We start from the raw sequence: 19,553 nt of genomic DNA on the forward strand, positions 1-19,553 counted from the left end.
CATGACCGCATCCACTGTTCAACACGACAACGCATTGCTGCAGGTGCAGGCGCTGCGCGTGGAGTTCCAGACGCGGCGTGGCCGTGCCGCCGTGCTCAACGGCGTGGACTTCGAAGTGCGACGCGGCCAGACCCTGTGCATCGTCGGAGAGTCCGGCTGCGGCAAGAGCATGACCGCGCTGGCGATGCTGCGGCTCATTCCCACGCCGCCCGGACGCATCGCCGGTGGCCACGTGCGCTACGACGGCAACGATCTGCTGGAACTGGCCGAAACCGACATGCGCGCCATCCGCGGCAACCGCATCTCGATGATCTTCCAGGAACCCATGACGGCGTTGAATCCGGTATTCAGCGTCGGCGACCAGATCGGCGAATCGCTGCGGCGCCATCAGGGCGCCGGGGGCCGGCAGGCGCGCCAGCAGGCCATCGAACTGCTGCGCGCGGTCGGCATCCCTGCCCCCGAACGGCGCGTCGAGGAGTATCCGCACCAGTTGTCGGGCGGCATGCGCCAGCGCGTCATGATCGCCATGGCGCTGGCGTGCGAGCCGGACATCCTGATCGCCGACGAACCGACCACGGCGCTGGACGTCACCGTGCAGGCGCAGATCTTCGATCTGCTGCGCGACCTGCAGGCACGGCGCAACACGGCGATCGTGCTGATCACCCACGACATGGGCGCGGTGGCCGAAATGGCGGATCGCGTGATCGTCATGTATGCCGGACGCGTCGTCGAACAGGGCAGCGTGGACGAGGTGCTGGGCGCGCCCTCCCATCCCTACACGCAAGGCCTGATCGCCTGTCTGCCCGAGCTGGGCGCCAGCCGGCAGGACACACGCACCGAGCTGGCCGAGATTCCCGGCATGGTGCCTTCGTTGTGGGAACTGGGCGAGGGTTGCGCATTCCGCGAACGATGCCCGCATGCCATGCCACGTTGCGCGCGGCAGATTCCCCCCATGATTGCCGACGCAGGAGGCCATGGCGCGGCTTGCTGGTTGAAGGAGACGCCTCAATGACATCCGCATCCGCTACGCTGGCGCAGGGCAGTCCCGCCCCCGCGGTGCTCACCGTGACCGATCTGAAAGTCCATTACCCGCGCGGCCGCTCCGGCTGGTTCGGCAAACCCGAGGTGGTGCGCGCCGTCGACGGGGTGTCGTTCGAAGTGCGGCGCGGCTCGACGCTGGCCATCGTCGGTGAATCGGGCTCCGGCAAGACCACCACCGCCATGGCAGTCATGCGCCTGGCCCCCGTGTCGCATGGCAGCGTGCGCCTGGGCATCACCGACCTGAGCCTGCTGAGCGGACCCGCCCTGCAGGAAGCGCGGCGCCGCGTCCAGGTGATATTCCAGGACCCGTTCTCGTCGCTGAATCCGCGCCAGCGCGTCGGCGACGCGGTGCGCGCGCCGCTGGAGCTGATGCAGATCGGCACGGCCGCCGAGCGCACCGCGCGCGTCGACGAACTGTTCCACGCGGTGGGCCTGCGCCCCGAACAGCAGCGGCTCTTTCCGCACCAGTTCTCGGGCGGACAGCGCCAGCGCATCAACATCGCACGCGCCCTGGCCACGCGGCCCGAACTGGTGGTCTGCGATGAACCGGTGTCGGCGCTGGACGTCGCGATCCGCGCCCAGATCCTGAACCTGCTGGGACGGCTGCAACGCGAGCTGGGACTGACCTATCTGTTCATCTCGCACGACATGGCCGTGGTGGAACACATCTGCGACGAGATCGCCGTGATGTATCTGGGCCAGATCATCGAGCGCGCGCCGCGTCGCGCCTTCTTCGCGGCGCCCTTGCATCCCTACAGCGTGGCGCTGCTGTCCGCGGTGCCCACGGTGGGCGGCGGGCGGCGCCGCGCGGCGCGCCGCATCATGCTGCAAGGCGAGCCGCCCAGCCCGCTGGTGCCACCGCCGGGCTGTCGCTTTTCCGCCCGCTGCCCGGTGGCGGAACCGCAATGCCGCGCCAGCGAGCCCGAGCTGCGCAAGGTCGCGCCCGACCATTGGGTGCGCTGCCACCGCGTCACGCTGGATGCGGGCCTGCCGCGCGCGCCCCTGTCCATGCCCGACTGAGTCCATTCTTTTCCTTCATCCAGAGCCGATCCATGCATCCCATCAAAGTCTTTCGCGCCCGCAAGATCCTCACCATGAACCGCAGCGCGCCCGAGGCCACGCACGTGGCGGTACGGGAAGGCCGCATCCTGGCGGTCGGCACCCACGACGACGCCCTGTCCTGGGGCGCAGCCGACGTGGACGACCGCTACGCCGACCAGGTGCTGATGCCCGGGCTGGTCGAAGGGCACAGCCACCTGATGGCGGGCGGCCTGTGGAATTTTCCGTTCGTGGGCTACTACGCGCGCACCGCGCCCGACGGCAAGGTCTGGGAAGGCTGCCGCGACTTCGAGACCGTGGTGCGCCGCCTGCAGGAAGCCGAGCGCGCCCTGCCGCCCGGCGACGAACCCCTGCTGGCCTGGGGCTTCGACCCGATCTTTTTCGGCAAGGCGCGCATGACCCGCCAGGACCTGGACCGCGTCTCTTCGACCCGGCCCATCGCAGTCCTGCACGCCAGCCAGCACCTGATGAACGTGAACAGCGCCATGCTGTCGCGGGCGGGCATCGACCAGGACACCGACATCGAAGGCGTGGTGCGCTTCCCTGACGGCACGCCTACCGGCGAGCTTCAGGAATTCGCCGCCATGTTCCCTGTCAACCGGATCATCGGCAACGTCTTCCGGGTCATCGGCATGTCGGCCGACGGTCTGGAGAAATTCGGCCAGATCGCGCGTCTGGCCGGCGTGACCACCGCGACCGATCTGGTCAACGACCTGTCCGACCACACGATGGCCGCCTTGCGCGAGTCGACGCTGCGCCCCGGCTATCCATGCCGCATCGTGCCGGCCTTCAACAGCCTGTACGGCGGGCTGAGCCTGGAAGAGAGCATCGCGCGCGTCCTTCAAGCCCGTACACAGGGCAACGCCAAGCTGCACCTGGGCGCGGTCAAGATCGTGGCGGACGGTTCGATCCAGGGCTTCACCGCAAGAGTGCGCTGGCCCGGCTATTTCAACGGCGCGCCCAACGGCATCTGGATCCTGCCGCCCGACGAACTGCGCGCGCGCATCGCGGCCTTCCATCGCGCCGGCCTGCAGATGCACATCCACGTCAATGGCGACGAAGCCACCGAACTGGTGATCGACGCGCTGGACGCGGCCTTGCAGCAACAGCCGCGCGCGGACCACCGCCACACCTTGCAGCACTGCCAGATGGCGGACGCCGCGCAGTTCCGCCGCATGCGCGCCCTGGGCATCTGCGCGAACCTGTTCGCCAATCACATTTTCTACTGGGGCGACGCCCACTACGGCATGACCATGGGCCCTGACCGCGCCAACCGGATGGACGCCTGCGGCACCGCCCTGGCCGAAGGCGTGCCGCTGGCCATCCACTCCGATGCGCCCATCACGCCGCTCGGCCCTTTGTTCACGGCGTGGTGCGCGGTGAACCGGCTGACGTCCTCGGGCCGGGTGCTTGGCGAAGGGGAACGCATCGGCCTGTCCGACGGACTGTACGCCATCACGCTGGGCGCCGCTTATACGCTGAAGATGGACCATCTGATCGGCTCTATCGAAGTCGGCAAGTACGCGGACTTCTGCGTGCTCGAGGACGACCCCTCCCGCTGCGCGCCCGAGGCGCTCAAGGATCTGTGCATCGCCGGCACCGTGCTGGGCGGCGAACCGACGGACGGGCCCGCCGCGCCATGATCCCGCCACGCATACCGTTGACAGTGCTGGGCGGCTTTCTGGGCGCCGGCAAGACCACCTTGCTCAATCGCATCCTGACGCAATGGCGGGGCCGTCGCTGGGCGGTGCTGGTCAACGACTTCGGTGCGGTGAACGTGGATGCCCGGCTGGTCGCGGCGCAGGATGACACCCTCATCAGCCTGGCCAACGGCTGCGTCTGCTGCCAGATCGGCGACGATCTCGGCGACGCCTTGATGCGCGTGCTGGCCTTGCATCCCCCACCCGAGCACGTGCTGATCGAAACCAGCGGGGTCTCGGATCCGTGGAGGGTGGCCCAGGTCGGGCTGGCCGATCCCGCGCTGGCGCTGGACAGCGTCATCGTGCTGGTGGACGCCGAGGCCGCGCTGGACCAGGACGGCGACGCCCTGCTGCGCGACATGGTCAGGCGCCAGTTGCAGGCTGCCGATCTGCTGGTGGTCAACAAGTGCGACCGCGCCACCGCCGAGGAGATGGAGGCCTTGCGCGCCTGGCTGGATCACCTGGTGCCCCACACGCCGCGCTACGAGACCGAGCAGGCGGACGTGCCCGAAGTACTGCTGCACGCGCCGGATCTGGAACACCCGCTGCCCGCCGCGCCCGCGCTCTTGCCATCCGGGCCCGCCGAGCATGGCTATCTGTTTGAAAGCTGGGACTACGCGACCCCGCATGCGCTGGCCGCCGACAAGCTGCGGGCGCTGCTGCGCGACATGCCGGCAGGGGTGCTGCGCCTGAAAGGTCTGATCCGCACCGATCGGCACGATGCAGCCGTGATGCAGTTCGCCGGCAAGCATGGTTCGCTGCGGCGGGCCGACGCGGGCTGCACGGTGCAGCGGGCCGGCCGCGTGGTGGCGATCGGCCTGCGCGGGCAGTTGCCGCGCCAGGCCTTGCAGCGCGCTTTCGACGCTGCCAACCTCGTGGACCTCAAGGGTCTGTTCCAGTCTTCAGAATGAGCGCGGGCGGGCCCCGCGCCCGCCCGTCAATCGCGCTGCACGGCGAAGTTGCTCCACGATTGCTGCACCGGCATGACTTCGACGCTGTTGATGTTCAGATGCGCCGGCCTGCTGAGTATCCAATGGATCGTTTCGGCGATGTCCTCGGGCGTGATGGGCTGTACGCCGCGATACACCGCGTCGGCGCGCTGCGCGTCGCCGCCGAAGCGCACCAGCGAGAATTCGCTCTCGCTCATGCCCGGTTCCAGGTTCGTCACCCGCACGCCGGTGCCGGCAAGGTCGCAGCGCAGGTTGAGGGAAAACTGCCGCACGAAGGCCTTGGTGGCGCCATAGACATGGCTGCCGGGATAGGGCCAATTGCCGGCGATCGAGCCCAGGTTGACGATGCCCGCGCCGGCCCCATGGGCGATCAGGCGAGGCAGCAACAGACGGGTGGCATACAGCAAACCCTTGATGTTGGTATCCACCATGGTGTCCCAGTCATCGAGGTCGCAGGCCTGCGCGGGCGCAGTTCCCAGCGCAAGGCCGGCATTGTTCACCAGGGCGCGCAAGGTCGAGAACTCGGTGGGCAGCGTGTCCAGGGCGGTCTGCATGGCCTGCCGGTCACGCACGTCCACGACCAGGGGGAAAGCCTGCTCGCCCAACTCGTGCGCCAGCGCCTGCAGCCGCTCCTGGCGCCTGCCCGTGATGATCACGCGCCAACCCTGCGCGGCAAAGCGGCGGGCGGTGGCCGCGCCGAATCCGGAAGTGGCTCCGGTGATGAAGACAGTATCTTTCACGTATTGCTCCTCAGGAAGTCAGGGTGCTCGCCAGGCCAAGCAAGGATAGCGCCAGCAGCAACCATTGCGTGCAGGCCACCGCCCGCTGCGGCGACACCCGTTTGAACAGGTATTGCCCCAGCCACAGGCCCAGTGCGGTCGCCGGCAGCAGCCAGGCCACGCGCAGCGGCGTGGCCGGGCCCAGATGGCCGCTGGCGGACATGGCCGCCACCGACACGGCGTCGACCAGGCCGAAGAACAGGATCAGGGTGGCGCGCAGCGTGGCAGGCGACATACCCGCGTGCGTCAACCAGGCCACGACCAACGGCCCTCCCACGGAGAACGCCGACAGCAGCGCGCCCGTAACGCCCCCCACGGCGCATGCCGCGCCCTGGCCTCCCGACACGGGCAGCGGCACGCGCGCCAGGCCCAGCATGGCCAGAGTGCCGATCAACAGGTAGACCGCCACGGCCATCCAGTGGCCATCGACATAGGCCAGGCCCAGCAGGCCGACCGGTACGCCGCACAGGGCCGACAGCAGCAGCGGACGCGCCATGCCCCAGTCCACCAGCCCGCGCGCGCCTGGCGCCAGCAACAGGCTGGCCAGCACCTCCAGGCACAAGACCACGGGCACGGCCTCGCGCACGGGCAACAGAAAGACCAGGCCCACCACCGCGAAGGCCGCGAAGCCGAAGCCGGTCAGGCCGCGGATGACGCCGGCCACCAGCACGATCAGCCCGGCGGGCAACACAAAGGAAGACAACATGCGCGGTTCCCGGCAGTTCAGCGGAAAGTACGCACTGTAGAGCCCGCGCGCGCGGCGCGACAGAGCCAGAGGCCCCGGCCTTTGGGTCCAGCCCCGGCCAGGGGCAGCGCACGGGCCGCGCCGCTCAGGCAGTCATTTCCGCCCAGGCCTCGGCCAGCGCCAGGATGCCGGGCTCGATGGCGTCGTGCGCGATGGCCCCATAACCCAGGCGGAAATATTCGGTGGGCTGCGGCGTCTGCAGAAAGTGGATGTGGCCAGGCTCGATCAGCACGCCGCGACGCGCGGCCAGCCGCTGCAAAGCCCACGCGTCGGTGCCCGTGGGGCCGCGCAGCCACAACGCCGAGCCCCCCGAGGTGCCGCTGGCGGTCACCTCGGGCAGATGCCGGGCGACGGACTGGCTGATGGTGCGCCACTTGCGCGACAGCGCCTCCCTGAGCCTGCGGGCGTGCGCATCGAAGTGCCCCATGCCCAGGAACAGCGCCAGGATGCGCTGATTGTTGGACGGCGGATGCCGGTACAGGTAGCGACGCAACGCGCGCAACTCGTGAATGAGCTCTGCGTCGGCCACGATGAATCCCAGGCGCACCCCAGGCAGCAGGCTCTTGGTCAGGCTGCCCAGGTAGATCACTCGCCCGGAGTCGTCCAGGCTCTTGAGCGCCGGATGGTTCTTGCCCAGATAGTTCTGCTCGTTCTCGTAGTCGTCCTCGATGACGACGAAGTCCGCCGCCGTGGAGCGCTCCAGCAGCGCCATGCGCCGATGCAGCGGCATCGTCACCCCGGTGGGCGATTGATGGCTGGGCGTGCAGAACACCATCCGGCACGCATCGAGGCGTTCATCCACCACCAGGCCCTGCGCATCGACGCGCAAGGGCCGCAGTTCGCACCCCGCCAGGGCGAAGATATTGCGCGCATCGACATAGCCCGGCTCTTCCAGGCCGAACGTCATGCCCGGGCGGGCCAGCAGTTGCGCCAGCATGAACAGCGAGTTCTGCGTGCCGATGGTCACCAGCAGTTGTTCGGGCCCGACCTTGATACCGCGCCGGGGCAGGATGCGCTGGATGATCTGCTCGACCAGCAGGCCGTCGTCCTGCGCCACCTGGTCGTCCAGCCAGGTACGCGCGTGCACGCCCGAGGCAGCCAGCCGTGCGCACTCGCGCCATTTCACCGCGGTGATCTCGTCGTATTCGACCTGGCCGTAGACGAACGGATACTGGTATTCACGCCAATTCCGTGGCTTGACGATGGCTCTGAGCCGGGATGGATGCTGTGCCAGGCGAGCCTCCCAATCGGGCGCCTCGGCAGGCCGTTCGAACAGCTTGTGCGGTGCGGCCTTCAACCGGGCGTTGAGCTGCTCTCGCAGGTACTTCTCGTTGATGTAGTAGCCGCGCCGGTTGGAGGCGATCAGGTAGCCCTCGTGAGCCAGCTTCTCGTAGACGATGACGACCGTATTGCGGGAGATTCCCAGGGCCTCGCTGAGCCGGCGGCTGGATGGCATGGGCTCGTGTGCGGGCAGCGCGCCCTCGAAGATGGCGTCCAGCAGCTTCTCGCGCAACTGCTCTTGCAGGCCGCGAACCGTGTCGAAAGGCGGGAACAAGTCTTGCAGAACGTAGCCCCTCGGCGGCAATGCCGACAAGCCGGCATGATTCGGTGAAGCCTGATTCTACCCCCGCTTGCCGCGCGGCCAAACCAAGGATTCACAGGGATCGCGGCGGGCCTGCTGCCCGCTTGCAGGGTGACAGCCGCCGCGCGCGGCGCGGCAGCTCCGCGAGGAAATCAGCCGTGTCCACCCAGATAAGCTTCGGCCAGACTCTCATTGGCGGCGATCTCGGCGGCCGTCCCCTCTGCCACCACCTTGCCGTTCTCCAGCACATACGCGCGGTCGGCCAGGGCCAGCGCCAGGCCGGCCATCTGGTCCACCAGCAGGATGGTCATCTGCTCATCGCGCAACGTATCCAGCGAAGCGAACAGCTCGGCGATGATCTTGGGCGCCAGGCCCAGCGAGGGTTCGTCCAGCAGCAGCACGCGCGGCAGGGCCATCAGGCCGCGCGCCACGGCCAGCATCTGCTGCTCGCCGCCCGACAGCAGGCCCGCGCGCTGATGCTGCCGTTCACGCAGGCGCGGGAAACGGCGCAACATGTCCTGCAGACGCTCCTCGCGGCCCTTGGGGTGCAGGAAGCCGCCCAGGCGGATGTTGTCCAGCACGGACAGCTCGGGGAAGACCTGGCGGCCTTCCGGCACCAGCACCAGGCCCAAACCGACGACTTCCTCGGCGGGCCGGCGCTCCAGCGAATGGCCGTCCATGTGCATGGCGCCCGACTGGCTGGCGTGCAGGCCGGCCAGGCAGCGCATCAGCGTGGACTTGCCCGCGCCGTTGGCGCCCAGCAGCGCCACCATCTCGCCGCTGCGCACGCGCAGGCTGACGCCATGCAGCACCGGGTCGGCCCCGTAGCCGGCCACCAGGTCGGCCACGGCCAGCAACTCGGGGGCCGGCATGGCCAGCGGCGAACGGGGAGTTCGCGGCGCGACCGTCATCGACTCGCCCAGATAGGCCTGCCGCACGGCGGGATCATTCTGCACGTCCTGCGGGTTGCCCCAGGCCAGCTTGCGGCCGGCGTCGAGCACCAGGACGTGATGCGAGATGCCCATGACCAACGCCATGTCGTGCTCGACCAGCGCCACGCCGACGCCGGCGGCGCTGATGCGCGACAGCAGCGCCGCCAGCGCGTCCTTGTCCTCGCGGGACAGGCCGGCGGCCGGCTCGTCCAGCAGCAGCACGTCGGGATCGGCGGCCAGCGCGCGCGCGATCTCGACCAGGCGCCGGTCCACGTGCGCCAGTCCGGCGGACAGCTCTTGAGGATCGCCGCGATAGCCGCAGAACGCCAGCAAGGCGCGCGCACGGGTACGCGCCTGTGGATCGGCGAAGCGGGCCGTGCCGAACAGGCCGCCCAGCTTGCCGCGCCCCATCGCCAGCACCACGTTGTCTTCCACCGTCAGGCTGCCGAACAACTGCGAGGTCTGATAGGTGCGCGCCACGCCGGCCCGCGCGATGCGGTAGGCGGGCAATCCGGCCAGCGGCACGGTGGCGCCGCCGGCCGTGGACAGTTCGAAACCACCGGCCGAGGGCTTGTAGAAGCCGCTGAGCATGTTCAGCGCCGTGGTCTTGCCGGCGCCGTTGGGGCCGATCAGGCTGGTGATGGCGCCGCTGACCACCTGCACATCCAGTTCGGCCACGGCGCGCACGCCGCCGAAGGTCATGCCCAGGCCGCGTGCCTGCAACCGGCCACGCGGGCGTTGCGCCAGTACCGAGGACGCTTCGGCCGGCACGGCGCCCACCGCGCCCGTGGCCTGGGCCTGCTTGCGGCCGAGTATCTGGCGCGCCAGGCCGGCAATGCCGTCCGGCGCAACCCACAGCACCAGCAGCAGCAAGGCGCCGAACAGCAGCAGGCGATAGGCTTCCAGCGACGCCAGCAGCTCGGGCAAAGCCCCCACCACCACGGCGCCGATGACGGGACCGCCCACGGCACCCGCGCCGCCCAGCACCACCACCAGCACGAACAGGATGGACTGCATGAAGCCGAAGGTCTCGGGCGTGACGAAGCCGGAGAGCGGCGCGAACAACCCGCCCGCCAGGCCCGCCGCGGCGGCCGACAAGGTGAAGGCCACGGTCTTCATCACCAGCGGGTTCAGGCCGATGGAGGTCGCGGCGGTCTCGCTGTCTTTCACCGCGCGCATCGCCGCGCCCCATGCGCCGCCCGACAGCCGCGCATAGGCCAGCACCAGCACGGCGGCCAGCACGATGGCCAGCACCGCGATGGTCTGCTCCGGGCCCCAGCCCGGCCACAGTTCGGGCGGCATCAGGCCCATGATGCCGCTCTGCCCCCCGGTCAGATCATGCATCTCGACGATGGCATGCTGCACGATGAAACTGAAGGCGATGGTGATCATCGCCAGGTACGGCCCCTTCACGCGCAGGGCGGGCAACGCCAGCAAGGCGCCCAGCGCGGCCGCCAGCAGCGCCCCCGCCACCCAGGCGGGCCAGAAGCTCCAGCCGGCCTTGGTGGTGAGAATGGCCACGGTGTAGGCGCCGATGGCGTAGAAGCCCGCGTGGCCGAACGAGACCTGCCCGGTCAGGCCCAGCAGCACGTTCAGGCCGATGCCCACGACGGCCAGCAAGGCGATGCTGGCCAGCACGAAGACGTAATAGCTGTTCAAGGTAAGCGCCAGGCCGATGCCCAGCGCGGCGACCAGAAAGGTCGCGATGAGCAGTCTGCGGTTCATACCTTCTTCACCTCCGCGCGCCCGAACAGCCCGTTGGGCTTGCAGGCCAGCGCCACGATCACCAGCGAGAACGTGATGATCTGCGTGTAGCTGGAGCCCAAGGTCACGGTGATCAGGCCTTCGGCCACGCCGAACAGCAGGCCCGCCACCATCACGCCCCAGGCGCTGCCGATGCCGCCGAGAATGGCGACGGCGAAGGCCTTCAGGCCGAACAGCGTGCCCATGTCGGCATTCACGTTGAACAGCGGCGCGATCAGCATGCCGGCCACGCCGGCCAGCAGCGTGGACAGCGCGAAGGCCGCGGCGATGGCGCGCTTGATGGGAATGCCCATCAGGCGCGCGGCGTCGCGGTTCTGCACCACCGCCAGCAGCGCGATGCCCCAGCGCGTGCGCCGGGCCACCACATGCAGGACGGCCGCCAGCAGCAGGCCCACCACGGGAATGAGCAACTGCAGCGGATAGATGCCCAATCCCAGGCCCGCCACCTCGACAGGCGAACTGGCCAGGGGGGATGGCAGGCTGCGGGGCTCCTTGCCGAAGGTATGCATGACTACGTTGTCCAGCACGATGCCCAATGCCACGGTGGACATCAGCCAGGCGTTGGAATCGCGGCTGGCGAAAGGCCGCACGGCGGCGAACTCCACCACCAGGCCGTAGGCCGCGCACAGCAATAGCGCCAGCAGGATCGCCAGCGGCATGGGCCAGCCCAGCGTCTGCGCGAAGGTGAAGCACAGCACCGCCCCCAGCATCATGGAGCTGCCCTGCGCGAAGTTGACCGTGCCCGATACCGAGTACGTAATGTGAAAGCCCAGCGCCATGAGACCGTACATGCTGCCCAGTCCCAGGCCGCTGATCAATGCGGCCAGCAATTGCATCGGCTTTGCCTTATTTCGCCATGCCCACGGGCACGATGCGGTTGTCGATGAACTGCGCCCACACGTAGTCGGAGGACGACAGCGCGTCATGCACCTCGGGCGTGAACGGCTGCTTGTAGGTCTTGATCAGGCCTTCGTAGCTGTCGATCTTGTAGAAGCCCTCGCGGATGGCGTCGCCATCGGTCGAGCCCGCCTTCGCGATGGCCAGCGCGGTCAGTTGCATCGCGTCGTAGGCGTTGGCCACGCCCACGGCCGGCGTGATGTTCTCCGGACCCTTGATGTCGGAATACTTGGCCTTCAGCGCCGCCACGACCTTCTCGCCCACCGGCGACTGCTTGCCGAAGAAGCTGTAGGTCTGCACGAAGTGCACGTCGCGCGCGCCCGGGCCGGCCAGTTCCGTGAAGCGGCCGCCCGCCGGGCCCCAGTGCGATACCACCGGCACCTTCCAGCCCATGCGCTCCAGCGACTTCACCACCTGGGCCGACGGGCCCACGTTGCCCACCATGAACAGCGTGTCGGCGCCCGCGGCCTTCAGGCGGCTCAGTTGCGGCACCACGTCCACGTCGCTGCCTTCGAACTTCTCGCTGCCCACGGGCTTCATGCCCTTGGCGGTGAGCGCGGCCACCAGGCCCTTTTCGTTGGATTCGCCCCACGGGTTGTTGACCATGATGAGGCCGAACTTGCTGGTCTTGAAGGTCTTCTGCGCGTACTCGACCATGCCCCGATCCACGATCTCGTCCACGGCGGACACGCGGAACACGTAGTTTGTCTTGGCGCCATTCTTGGTGATGGGCGTGCCGGCGGCCCACGGACCCATGAAGGGCATCCTGGCCTGGTTGACCAGCGGCACGATGGCCATCGACACCGGCGTGTCCAGGCCGCCGAAGATCACGGCCACTTTCTCTTTGTAGATCAGCTCGCGCGCGGCCACCACGCCCTTGGCGGGGTTTGCCTCGTCATCGCGGCGCACCAGCTCCAGCTTGCGTCCGCCCAGCAGGCCGCCCTTGGCATTGATCTCGTCGATGGCGACCTGCATGCCGCGCGTCAGCGATTCGCCGGCCAACGCGGACTGCCCGGACAGCGCGGTGATCAGGCCGATCTTGATGGGTTCGGCGGCCAGCGCGCCGGACGCCCAGCCCGTGGCCATCGCGGCCAGTGCGGCGGAAACGAAGGTGCGGCGAGTGAAGCAGGACATGGAACTCTCCCCAGGGGGTGTTGAATGGACGAAGGGCGGACGCACCGCCGGGCAACCCTGGAGCTAAAGCAAAACGCATGCCATCTTCGGGCGTGGCGGCCGCGAAACATCGGTTCTTGTTTTTTTGCCGTCAATCAATCACTATTTATTGCCGACAATAAATAAGATTTTTGTCGTCGAAAAATTTTTTACCGGATGCGCAAAGCCGACCGCAATGCCGGCATTCGCAAGCCAGGCGATGCACCAAACCAGAGCAATTCATGGGGAAAAACATGCACGATGCACCACTTTCGGGCACCAACCCGATGCACGATGCCGTCACCTCGGCGCGCGACCTCGTCGACACTTATCTCACCGTGCTGATGAAGCCCGATCCCGAAGGCGCGCGTCAATACGTGGCGCCCGGCCTGCGCATCCGCTTCACCGGCGGCCGCGCCATGAGCGATCCCGCGCAGTGCACCGCCTTCAACCAGTCGCGCTACCGCTGGGTGAAGAAGCGCTTCGAATCCACCGACGTGGTGGCCGGCGCCACGCACGGACTGGCCGTGGTCTACAACCGCGGCACGCTGTACGGCGAATGGCTGGACGGCACGCCCTTCGAAGGCAACCGCTACGTCGACCGCTATGTGGTGCGCGATGGCCTGATCACCGAGATGGACGTCTGGAACGACAGCGCCGAATGGCTGCTGGTGCGCGCCGGACTGGCCTCGGCATGAGCGCGGCCGAACGCCACGGTCCGCTGGCCACGCACGACCGCTTCGACTACAGCCCCATCACGCAACGCCCGCACTACAGCTGGCCCGACGATTGCAAGCTGGCGGTGTACCTGGGCTTCAACATCGAGCACTTTGCCTGGGGCGACGGCATGGGCGCCAAGCTGGGCGCCAGTTTCGGCGAACCCGACGTGCTGAACTACAGCTGGCGCGAGTACGGCAACCGGGTCGGCGCATGGCGCTGCCTGGAGCTGTTCGACGCGCTGGACATGCCGTCCGGCATCATCGCCAACACGGCCATCCTGGACCACTGCCCCGAACTCATCGAAGCCTGCGTGGCGCGCGGCGACGAACTGATCGGCCATGGCCACACCAATGCCGAACACCAGGGCCGCTTCGATGAGGCGCAGGAGCGCGCGCTGCTGCAACACTGCCAGCATCGCCTGGCCGCGGCCGGCGGCGCGCCCGTGCAGGGCTGGCTGTCGCCGTGGATCGCCGAGTCGCCGTGCACCACCGACCTGCTGGCCGAGACCGGCTACGGCTACACGCTGAACTGGTGCCACGACGACCAGCCCGTGCGCATGCGCACGCGGCAGGGCACGCTGTGGTCCCTGCCCTATCCGCAGGAAGTCAACGACATCCCGATGATCGTGGCGCGCCAGATGGACGGCAAGGATTTCGCGCAACTCATCATCGACAATTTCGACGAGATGCTGATGCAGTCGCAGCGCCAGCCGCTGGTGATGGGCATCGCGCTGCACCCCTACCTGGTCGGCCAGCCCTATCGCCTGCGCCATCTGCGGCGCGCGCTGGCGCACATCGCGGGACACCGCGCGCCGGGCCAGGTGTGGGTCACCACGCCGGGCGAGATCTTCCGCCACGTCGACACCCTGTTTCCGCTGTAAAGGACTACGCACATGCATGCTTTTCAACCCCTGCCGTTCGAGGACAGCGTCGGCGCCTGGGTGCCGCACGGCCGCTTCCAACTGGCGTCCAGCGCGCCGGGTCCGCTGGACGGCCTGCGCTTCGCCGCCAAGGATCTCTTCGACGTGGCTGGCCAGCCGACCGGCGCCGGCAATCCCGACTGGCTGGCCACGCATGGTCCCGCCCTCGCGCATAGCGCCGTGGTGGACACCCTGTTGCGCGCCGGGGCCACGCTGATGGGCAAGACCGTCACCGATGAACTGGCCTACAGCATCCACGGCGACAACGTGCACTACGGCGCGCCGCGCAACACCCGCGCGCCGGATCGCGTCACCGGCGGCTCGTCCAGCGGTTCGGCGGCCGCCGCAGCCGCCGGCCTGTGCGACTTTGCGTTGGGCACCGACACCGGCGGCTCGACGCGCGTGCCGGCCAGCTACTGCGGGCTCTGGGGCCTGCGCACCACGCATGGCCGCTTGTCCGCGGAGGGGCTGGTGCCGCTGTCGCCGCGGTATGACACCGCGACCTGGCTGGCCGCCGACGCCGATGTCTTCGCGCGCGTGGGCGAGGTGCTGATGGCGGGTGAACCCGCGCGGCGCTGGCGTGGCGCGGTGGTGCTACAGGATGCCTGCGAGCAGGCGGAAGCGCCCTTCCAGTCATTGATCGAACGCGTGACCGCCCAGGCGGCCGACATGCTGGGTGATGCCGTGCAGGCCACGCGTGCCTCGGCGACCGATCTGGAAACCTGGCGCGGCGCCTACATCACCCTTTCCGCGCAGGATGCGTGGCGTACCCACGGCGCCTGGATCGAGGCCACGCGACCTCGCTTCGCGCCCGCCGTTGAAGGGCGTTGGCGCGCGGCGGCGTCGGTGGATGCCGAGGCTGCGGCACGAGCCGCCACCTTGCAGGAAACGCTGCGCGCGGAACTGCGCGCATTGCTGGGTGAAGACCGCTACGCCATCCTGCCTTCCGCATCCAGCGCGGCCTTGCGGCGCGACGCCGACGCGGCCACGGTGGACCGCGTGCGCGCGCAGACCTTCCGCATCACTTCGCTGGCCGGCCTGGCGGGCCTGCCGCAGGTCAGCATTCCCTTCCTGGGCGAAGACGGCCTGCCGTACGGCGTGTCGGTCCTGGGTCCGGCGGGCAGCGACCTGGCGCTGATCCGGTTGGCCGGGGAACTGGGCAAACGCGCAGGCGCACTGGGCACGGCAGGCGCACAGGCGGTGGCACAATAGCGCACGCTTGGCCTTTCCCATTGCTCATGACGAAAGCCGTTCCCTCGAAGCCCAGACCGAAGCCCGCGCCCAAGCCGGCTTCGGCACCGGCAGTGCAGCCGAAGCCGACCGGGCCCAGGAAGAAGGCCTCTGCGGCGCCCGCGCGCACGCCCCGCGGTGCGCCGGCCGTTCAGGTGGCCCCCACACGCGGACGCCCGCGCGTCCGGCCCGGCGCATTGGCGATGGAAGCCCCCGCAGCGGGGGACGACATCGAGACCCGCATCTACGAAGCCGTCGTCGGCAGCGTCATGAGCCAGCGCCTGAAACCCGGCACCAAGCTGCCCGAGGCCGCGCTGTGCGAGCTGTTCGGCGTGGGCCGGTCGGTGGTGCAGAAGGTGTTGCAGCGGCTGGCGCACGACCACGTGGTGGAGCTGCGCCCCAACCGCGGCGCCATGGTGGCCATGCCCAGCCGTGAAGAGGTCGGCCAGTTGTTCGAGGCGCGCCGTGCGCTGGAAGCCGCCATCCTGCCTCTGGTCGCGCAATACGCCACGCGCGCCGATTTCGCCGCGTTGCGCCGCCAGCTACGCGCCGAACACCGCGCCATGCACGACTACGCGCAGACCGAATGGGCGCGGCTGGCCAGCGCCTTCCACCAGCACCTGGGCGAACTGTCGCGCAATCCCATCCTGAACCGCTACCTGAACGAGATCATCTCGCGCTGTTCGCTGGTGGTGGCGATCTTCCAGCCGCCCGGCAACGCCACCTGCGAGCACGACGAGCATGCGCGGGTGGTGGACTATCTGGAACAGGGAAAAGTGGCCGAGGCGGTGGCCGAGATGGATGCGCACCTGCGGGCGCTGGAACAGCATATCCAACTGGTGCGGCCTCCGGCCGAGCAAAGCCTGGCGGGCATGCTCGGCCTGGAGTGAGGCGGGTGCTGCTTAGCCGGCGGTCTTGAAGCGCTCGGCGTCGTCCATGAAGGCCTTGTCGCCGAACGGGGCTTCGTTCGAGCCGAACGGCATCTGCGCGCGCAGCTTCCACGAGGCCGGCACGTTCCACTCGGCGGCCACGGCATTGTCGATCAGCGGGTTGTAGTGCTGCAGGCTGGCGCCCACGCCCTCGTTGGCCAGCGCGGCCCAGACGGACAGTTGGGCCATGCCGCCCGCCTGCTCCGACCACACCGGGAAGTTGTCGGCGTACAGCGCGAACTTCTCCTGCAGGCTTCGCACGACGTCCTGGTCCTCGAAGAACAGCACGGTGCCCACGCCGGCGGCGAAGCTGTTGAGCTTGGCCTCGGTTTTGTCGAAGCCTTCGGCCGGGGCGACCTTGCGGACTTCCTCGGTGGCCAGCTTCCACAGCTTCTGGCTTTCGGCGCCGAACAGGATCACGGCGCGCGAGCTTTGCGAGTTGAACGACGAGGGGGAATGCTTGATGGCTTCCTGGATCAGTTCGACCAGGGCTGCCTGGGACAGCGAGACGTTGCGGCCCAGGGCGTATTGGGTGCGGCGCTGCTTCAGCGCGTCGATGAAAGCGTTGCTCATGGCGGTTAACCTTCAGTGCTTGGGAGGGTGCGGGAATTCTACGTGCGGCGGTCGCGCGCGCGTAGTGTTCTGCCAGGTGCATGTCCGGAACAAACTGTTCCAGGAATGATTCCAATGAGCCGTTTCAGGCTCGTCGCCCCCAATACGGCCACGCCCTCAGACGAATCCCGTCCGCGGCAGGGTCATCACGGGCGTGCGCAGCACCCAATCCAGCACCATGGGCGTGGAAGGCTGGGCGCCGGACGCCAGGCGGTCGAGCCGGGCTTCATAGGCCCGCCGCACGGAGTCAGGCACGCCACGCACCGGCGTATCCACCCTGCCCGCGTCAATATCCTGGTTCAACTCCCGCACCACCGCCGCGCGCAATGCGGGCTCGTTGTCTCCGTCTTTGCCCGCGTGGTAGACCCCCACGGCATCGCGCAATCCCGGCGACAGCCCTTCTTGCACGAATGCCTGGGCACCGACAGCGCCGCACAACGCCCCCGCGGCCCTGTCGACGAAGTCGGCTTGCTTCAGATGGCGCGTGGCGATCACCTCCTGGACGAAGCTTTCCGCATCGGCGTCGCCGAGGCCTTCGCGCGTTTCCGCCAGATAGGCGCGCAGCATGGTGCGGTCGTCGCTGGTGAAGTTGGCCTGCCCGTGGCTGACATACGCGGGCATGATGCCCGCCAGCGCGGCCGAGGCCGCCTTCACCGTGCCCAGTTGCGGGGACTGCACGACCGACGCAACCGTGGTGCTCGACTGGTTACCCAGCTCCAACGCCACGCCGCGCGCGGAGCGGTCCCGCCCGGCGAAGTATTCCCGCGCCTCGAACAGGTGGTCGAGGGCGAATTTCAGGCCATCCATCGGCCGCGTCAGGCCTGCAGCGGAGACTTCCGCATCGAAGGTGCCGACCTCCGTCTTGCAGGTCTCGTAGGCCGACATGATGGCCTCCTTGCTGGCCCCCTCGGTGATGAGCCGGCGCAGCGTCGCCCCGTTTTCGTAGCCTGGATAGGCCAGGAACTCGGACGCAACGAGCGCGTTGCGGTCGGCCCGCTCGAGATAGTTGTGGGACACCGATGGCGCGATCTGGGCCACCGCGGCTCCGACGATGACCAGCCCCTTGCTGGAATCCGACCCCTTGCTCTGCAGCCCGAGCACCGTCTTGTAGGCCGCGTCGCTGAACACTTGGTCGTTGTCGTAAACGGGTTCGAGATCGCGTGCCAAGGCGCCCAGGCAGGGCAGGATGGCCCCGGGCGCCTCCGCGTCCTGTCCCAGTGCATAGACGTAATAATCGGCGCGCAGGTCGGGAGCGGGATCGCCGCTCAAGCCCGTTCCGGTCAGGTGCAGTGGCGGATCGCCTTCACCCCTCGCGATGGCCACATCGCCGACGTGACGCAGCACCAGCATGCTGTCTTCCGTGGCTTCCGTCACCGCAGTGAGCTGGTTGGCGTGCTGCAGCAGATTGCGGTCCAGCAGCACGGGATCCGTCGAGCGCACCAGCCAGTCGACCCGCGCGCCTTTCTCGCGGGCGCGCTCGACGGCATCGATACCCGCATTTGGACCATGCACCACCACGCGCTTGCCCGAAAGGTCCTCCGTCTCGCTCAGGCGCATGAAACTGTCCAGGTCCATCACCCGCGGCGCCACGACCTCGTCCTCGTGGTCGTAGGAAATGTTCAGCAGCATGCGTTCGGCGCGGGTCATCGGGATGCCCGCGATGGCGCCTTCCAGCTCGCCTCGGGCGGTGTCATCCAGGCCCAGCGTTTTGAGCGCGGCATCGCGTTTTTTCGCGTCGGTTCCCAGCAGATCCGAACGCTGCTGGGCATTCAACAGGCCGCCCCTGCCCTCCGGCAGGTCGGCCAGCAATGCGTTCAGCGCCGCGCGGGCGATCTGCACATTCGGCACGCTGCTGTGCGGTCCGGCGCCCATGCCCAGGATCAACTGGCGGGTCTCCAGCGTGCTGCCATCCCCGAGCGTGACCTGGAAATTGCCGTTATCCAGGCGCTCCACGCTACGCAGCGGCTGTTCATGCACATCGGCGCCCAGCTCCCGGGCGCGTCCGATCTGCTCGCGGTTCTGCTCCACGAGTGTGTCACGATCCATATAGGCGGGCGCATGCCCGGGCGCGCCGATCGCCCACTGGCCAACGATCTCTTCCTGGTGATTCAGGACGCCGCGGCCGCGCACGGCGGGCGCCCAGGCATCCTGCTGCCCGACGATGGCGACGCTACCCGTATAAGGGCCGGGCTCGGCGTGGTCGCCCGGCGTCCAGGGCTGGTGCCCGTCAGGCGCGTACTGGCGGTTCATGCCGTTCAGCAGATAGGCTGTGCTGCTGCCCACGCCGACGAAAACGACATCGCGCACGCCGTGGAGCGTGCGTGGCGCCTCGCTGGAAACGGGAGAAACCGGTTCGGCGCCGCCGACCTCCGAAGACCTGGCCACATCGACGTCGGGCGTGACGACGGGTTTGAGGGTGGGTGACGCACCGATCAACATGGAAAGCTCCTTGGGACCATCGAACAGGGCGGGTCGAGGGCTGCCTGCCCCCGCGCAATCCGCTGAGTAACGCCATGCTCGCCAAAGTTCCACGCGGCGCCGG

General features: G+C 68.4%; 16 protein-coding genes. 8 read left to right on the forward strand and 8 right to left on the reverse strand.

Annotation, left to right across the window (positions count from 1 at the left end):
• Position 1: 1 nt before the first annotated feature.
• The 4 genes from A7W11_RS00115 to A7W11_RS00130 are packed head-to-tail and all read left to right on the forward strand — an operon-like array spanning position 2 to position 4,711.
• Positions 2-1,012: an ABC transporter ATP-binding protein gene (locus A7W11_RS00115; RefSeq protein WP_066122662.1), complete on the forward strand. Its 1,011-nt coding sequence runs from the start codon at positions 2-4 to the stop codon at positions 1,010-1,012.
• Complete coding sequence (locus A7W11_RS00120) at positions 1,009-2,061, forward strand: ABC transporter ATP-binding protein (protein ID WP_066406259.1); 1,053 nt, start codon at positions 1,009-1,011, stop codon at positions 2,059-2,061. The genes A7W11_RS00115 and A7W11_RS00120 overlap by 4 nt, the downstream gene beginning before the upstream one ends.
• A 32-nt stretch (positions 2,062-2,093) precedes the next feature.
• Entirely contained in the window at positions 2,094-3,743 is a 1,650-nt protein-coding gene (locus A7W11_RS00125) for an amidohydrolase (protein WP_066406261.1), read from the forward strand.
• Complete coding sequence (locus A7W11_RS00130; protein WP_066122671.1) at positions 3,740-4,711, forward strand: CobW family GTP-binding protein; 972 nt, start codon at positions 3,740-3,742, stop codon at positions 4,709-4,711. The genes A7W11_RS00125 and A7W11_RS00130 overlap by 4 nt, the downstream gene beginning before the upstream one ends.
• Before the next feature lie 26 nt (positions 4,712-4,737).
• Here A7W11_RS00130 and A7W11_RS00135 read toward each other — a convergent pair whose 3' ends face one another.
• The 6 genes from A7W11_RS00135 to A7W11_RS00160 all read right to left on the reverse strand — a co-directional run bounded on the left by A7W11_RS00135 (position 4,738) and on the right by A7W11_RS00160 (position 12,583).
• On the reverse strand, positions 4,738-5,490 hold the full coding sequence (locus tag A7W11_RS00135; RefSeq protein ID WP_066122674.1) for an SDR family oxidoreductase: 753 nt from the start codon (positions 5,488-5,490) through the stop codon (positions 4,738-4,740).
• A 10-nt stretch (positions 5,491-5,500) separates the two neighbouring features.
• On the reverse strand, positions 5,501-6,235 hold the full coding sequence (locus A7W11_RS00140) for a sulfite exporter TauE/SafE family protein (RefSeq protein ID WP_066122677.1): 735 nt from the start codon (positions 6,233-6,235) through the stop codon (positions 5,501-5,503).
• Between the two features lie 124 nt (positions 6,236-6,359).
• Positions 6,360-7,829 (reverse strand): MocR-like pyridoxine biosynthesis transcription factor PdxR, encoded by a 1,470-nt coding sequence (gene pdxR, locus A7W11_RS00145; RefSeq protein ID WP_197488071.1) that lies wholly within the window; start codon positions 7,827-7,829, stop codon positions 6,360-6,362.
• A 179-nt stretch (positions 7,830-8,008) separates the two neighbouring features.
• Positions 8,009-10,513, reverse strand: a complete 2,505-nt coding sequence (locus A7W11_RS00150; RefSeq protein ID WP_066406266.1) for a branched-chain amino acid ABC transporter ATP-binding protein/permease — start codon at positions 10,511-10,513, stop codon at positions 8,009-8,011.
• On the reverse strand, positions 10,510-11,388 hold the full coding sequence (locus A7W11_RS00155; protein ID WP_066122685.1) for a branched-chain amino acid ABC transporter permease: 879 nt from the start codon (positions 11,386-11,388) through the stop codon (positions 10,510-10,512). The genes A7W11_RS00150 and A7W11_RS00155 overlap by 4 nt, the downstream gene beginning before the upstream one ends.
• 10 nt (positions 11,389-11,398) lie before the next feature.
• Positions 11,399-12,583 carry an ABC transporter substrate-binding protein gene (locus A7W11_RS00160; protein WP_066406270.1) on the reverse strand — a complete coding sequence of 395 codons (1,185 nt, stop codon included), beginning with the start codon at positions 12,581-12,583 and terminating at the stop codon, positions 11,399-11,401.
• Positions 12,584-12,855: 272 nt separating this feature from the next.
• Between A7W11_RS00160 and A7W11_RS00165 the strand changes: the two genes are divergently transcribed.
• The 4 genes from A7W11_RS00165 to A7W11_RS00180 all read left to right on the forward strand — a co-directional run bounded on the left by A7W11_RS00165 (position 12,856) and on the right by A7W11_RS00180 (position 16,360).
• Positions 12,856-13,299 carry a nuclear transport factor 2 family protein gene (locus tag A7W11_RS00165; RefSeq protein WP_082886999.1) on the forward strand — a complete coding sequence of 148 codons (444 nt, stop codon included), beginning with the start codon at positions 12,856-12,858 and terminating at the stop codon, positions 13,297-13,299.
• Positions 13,296-14,201: a polysaccharide deacetylase family protein gene (locus A7W11_RS00170; RefSeq protein ID WP_066406275.1), complete on the forward strand. Its 906-nt coding sequence runs from the start codon at positions 13,296-13,298 to the stop codon at positions 14,199-14,201. The genes A7W11_RS00165 and A7W11_RS00170 overlap by 4 nt, the downstream gene beginning before the upstream one ends.
• Positions 14,202-14,213: 12 nt before the next feature.
• Positions 14,214-15,452, forward strand: a complete 1,239-nt coding sequence (locus A7W11_RS00175) for an amidase (protein ID WP_066406281.1) — start codon at positions 14,214-14,216, stop codon at positions 15,450-15,452.
• 221 nt (positions 15,453-15,673) lie between these two features.
• Entirely contained in the window at positions 15,674-16,360 is a 687-nt protein-coding gene (locus tag A7W11_RS00180; protein WP_235816760.1) for a GntR family transcriptional regulator, read from the forward strand.
• Between the two features lie 12 nt (positions 16,361-16,372).
• Here the strand turns inward: A7W11_RS00180 and A7W11_RS00185 are convergent, their stop codons facing one another.
• Positions 16,373-16,972, reverse strand: coding sequence for a nitroreductase family protein (locus A7W11_RS00185; protein WP_066406282.1), 600 nt, complete (start codon positions 16,970-16,972; stop codon positions 16,373-16,375).
• Positions 16,973-17,128: 156 nt separating this feature from the next.
• A complete protein-coding gene (locus tag A7W11_RS00190; protein ID WP_066406284.1) occupies positions 17,129-19,450 on the reverse strand; it encodes a hypothetical protein in 2,322 nt (773 codons plus the stop codon).
• Between the last annotated feature and the right edge of the window lie 103 nt (positions 19,451-19,553).

Source organism: Bordetella ansorpii (assembly GCF_900078315.1).
Taxonomy (GTDB): domain Bacteria; phylum Pseudomonadota; class Gammaproteobacteria; order Burkholderiales; family Burkholderiaceae_B; genus Bordetella; species Bordetella ansorpii.

Excerpts from the sequence above, each read along its gene's own strand:
- A7W11_RS00155 (WP_066122685.1), bottom strand. The coding sequence starts at position 11,388 with ATGCAATTGCTGGCCGCATTGATCAGCGGCCTGGGACTGGGCAGCATG.
- A7W11_RS00185 (WP_066406282.1), bottom strand. The coding sequence starts at position 16,972 with ATGAGCAACGCTTTCATCGACGCGCTGAAGCAGCGCCGCACCCAATAC.
- A7W11_RS00115 (WP_066122662.1), top strand. The coding sequence starts at position 2 with ATGACCGCATCCACTGTTCAACACGACAACGCATTGCTGCAGGTGCAG.
- A7W11_RS00125 (WP_066406261.1), top strand. The coding sequence starts at position 2,094 with ATGCATCCCATCAAAGTCTTTCGCGCCCGCAAGATCCTCACCATGAAC.
- A7W11_RS00170 (WP_066406275.1), top strand. The coding sequence starts at position 13,296 with ATGAGCGCGGCCGAACGCCACGGTCCGCTGGCCACGCACGACCGCTTC.
- A7W11_RS00160 (WP_066406270.1), bottom strand. The coding sequence starts at position 12,583 with ATGTCCTGCTTCACTCGCCGCACCTTCGTTTCCGCCGCACTGGCCGCG.
- A7W11_RS00120 (WP_066406259.1), top strand. The coding sequence starts at position 1,009 with ATGACATCCGCATCCGCTACGCTGGCGCAGGGCAGTCCCGCCCCCGCG.
- A7W11_RS00140 (WP_066122677.1), bottom strand. The coding sequence starts at position 6,235 with ATGTTGTCTTCCTTTGTGTTGCCCGCCGGGCTGATCGTGCTGGTGGCC.
- A7W11_RS00175 (WP_066406281.1), top strand. The coding sequence starts at position 14,214 with ATGCATGCTTTTCAACCCCTGCCGTTCGAGGACAGCGTCGGCGCCTGG.
- A7W11_RS00190 (WP_066406284.1), bottom strand. The coding sequence starts at position 19,450 with ATGTTGATCGGTGCGTCACCCACCCTCAAACCCGTCGTCACGCCCGAC.
- A7W11_RS00180 (WP_235816760.1), top strand. The coding sequence starts at position 15,674 with ATGGAAGCCCCCGCAGCGGGGGACGACATCGAGACCCGCATCTACGAA.
- A7W11_RS00150 (WP_066406266.1), bottom strand. The coding sequence starts at position 10,513 with ATGAACCGCAGACTGCTCATCGCGACCTTTCTGGTCGCCGCGCTGGGC.
- A7W11_RS00130 (WP_066122671.1), top strand. The coding sequence starts at position 3,740 with ATGATCCCGCCACGCATACCGTTGACAGTGCTGGGCGGCTTTCTGGGC.
- A7W11_RS00165 (WP_082886999.1), top strand. The coding sequence starts at position 12,856 with ATGCACGATGCACCACTTTCGGGCACCAACCCGATGCACGATGCCGTC.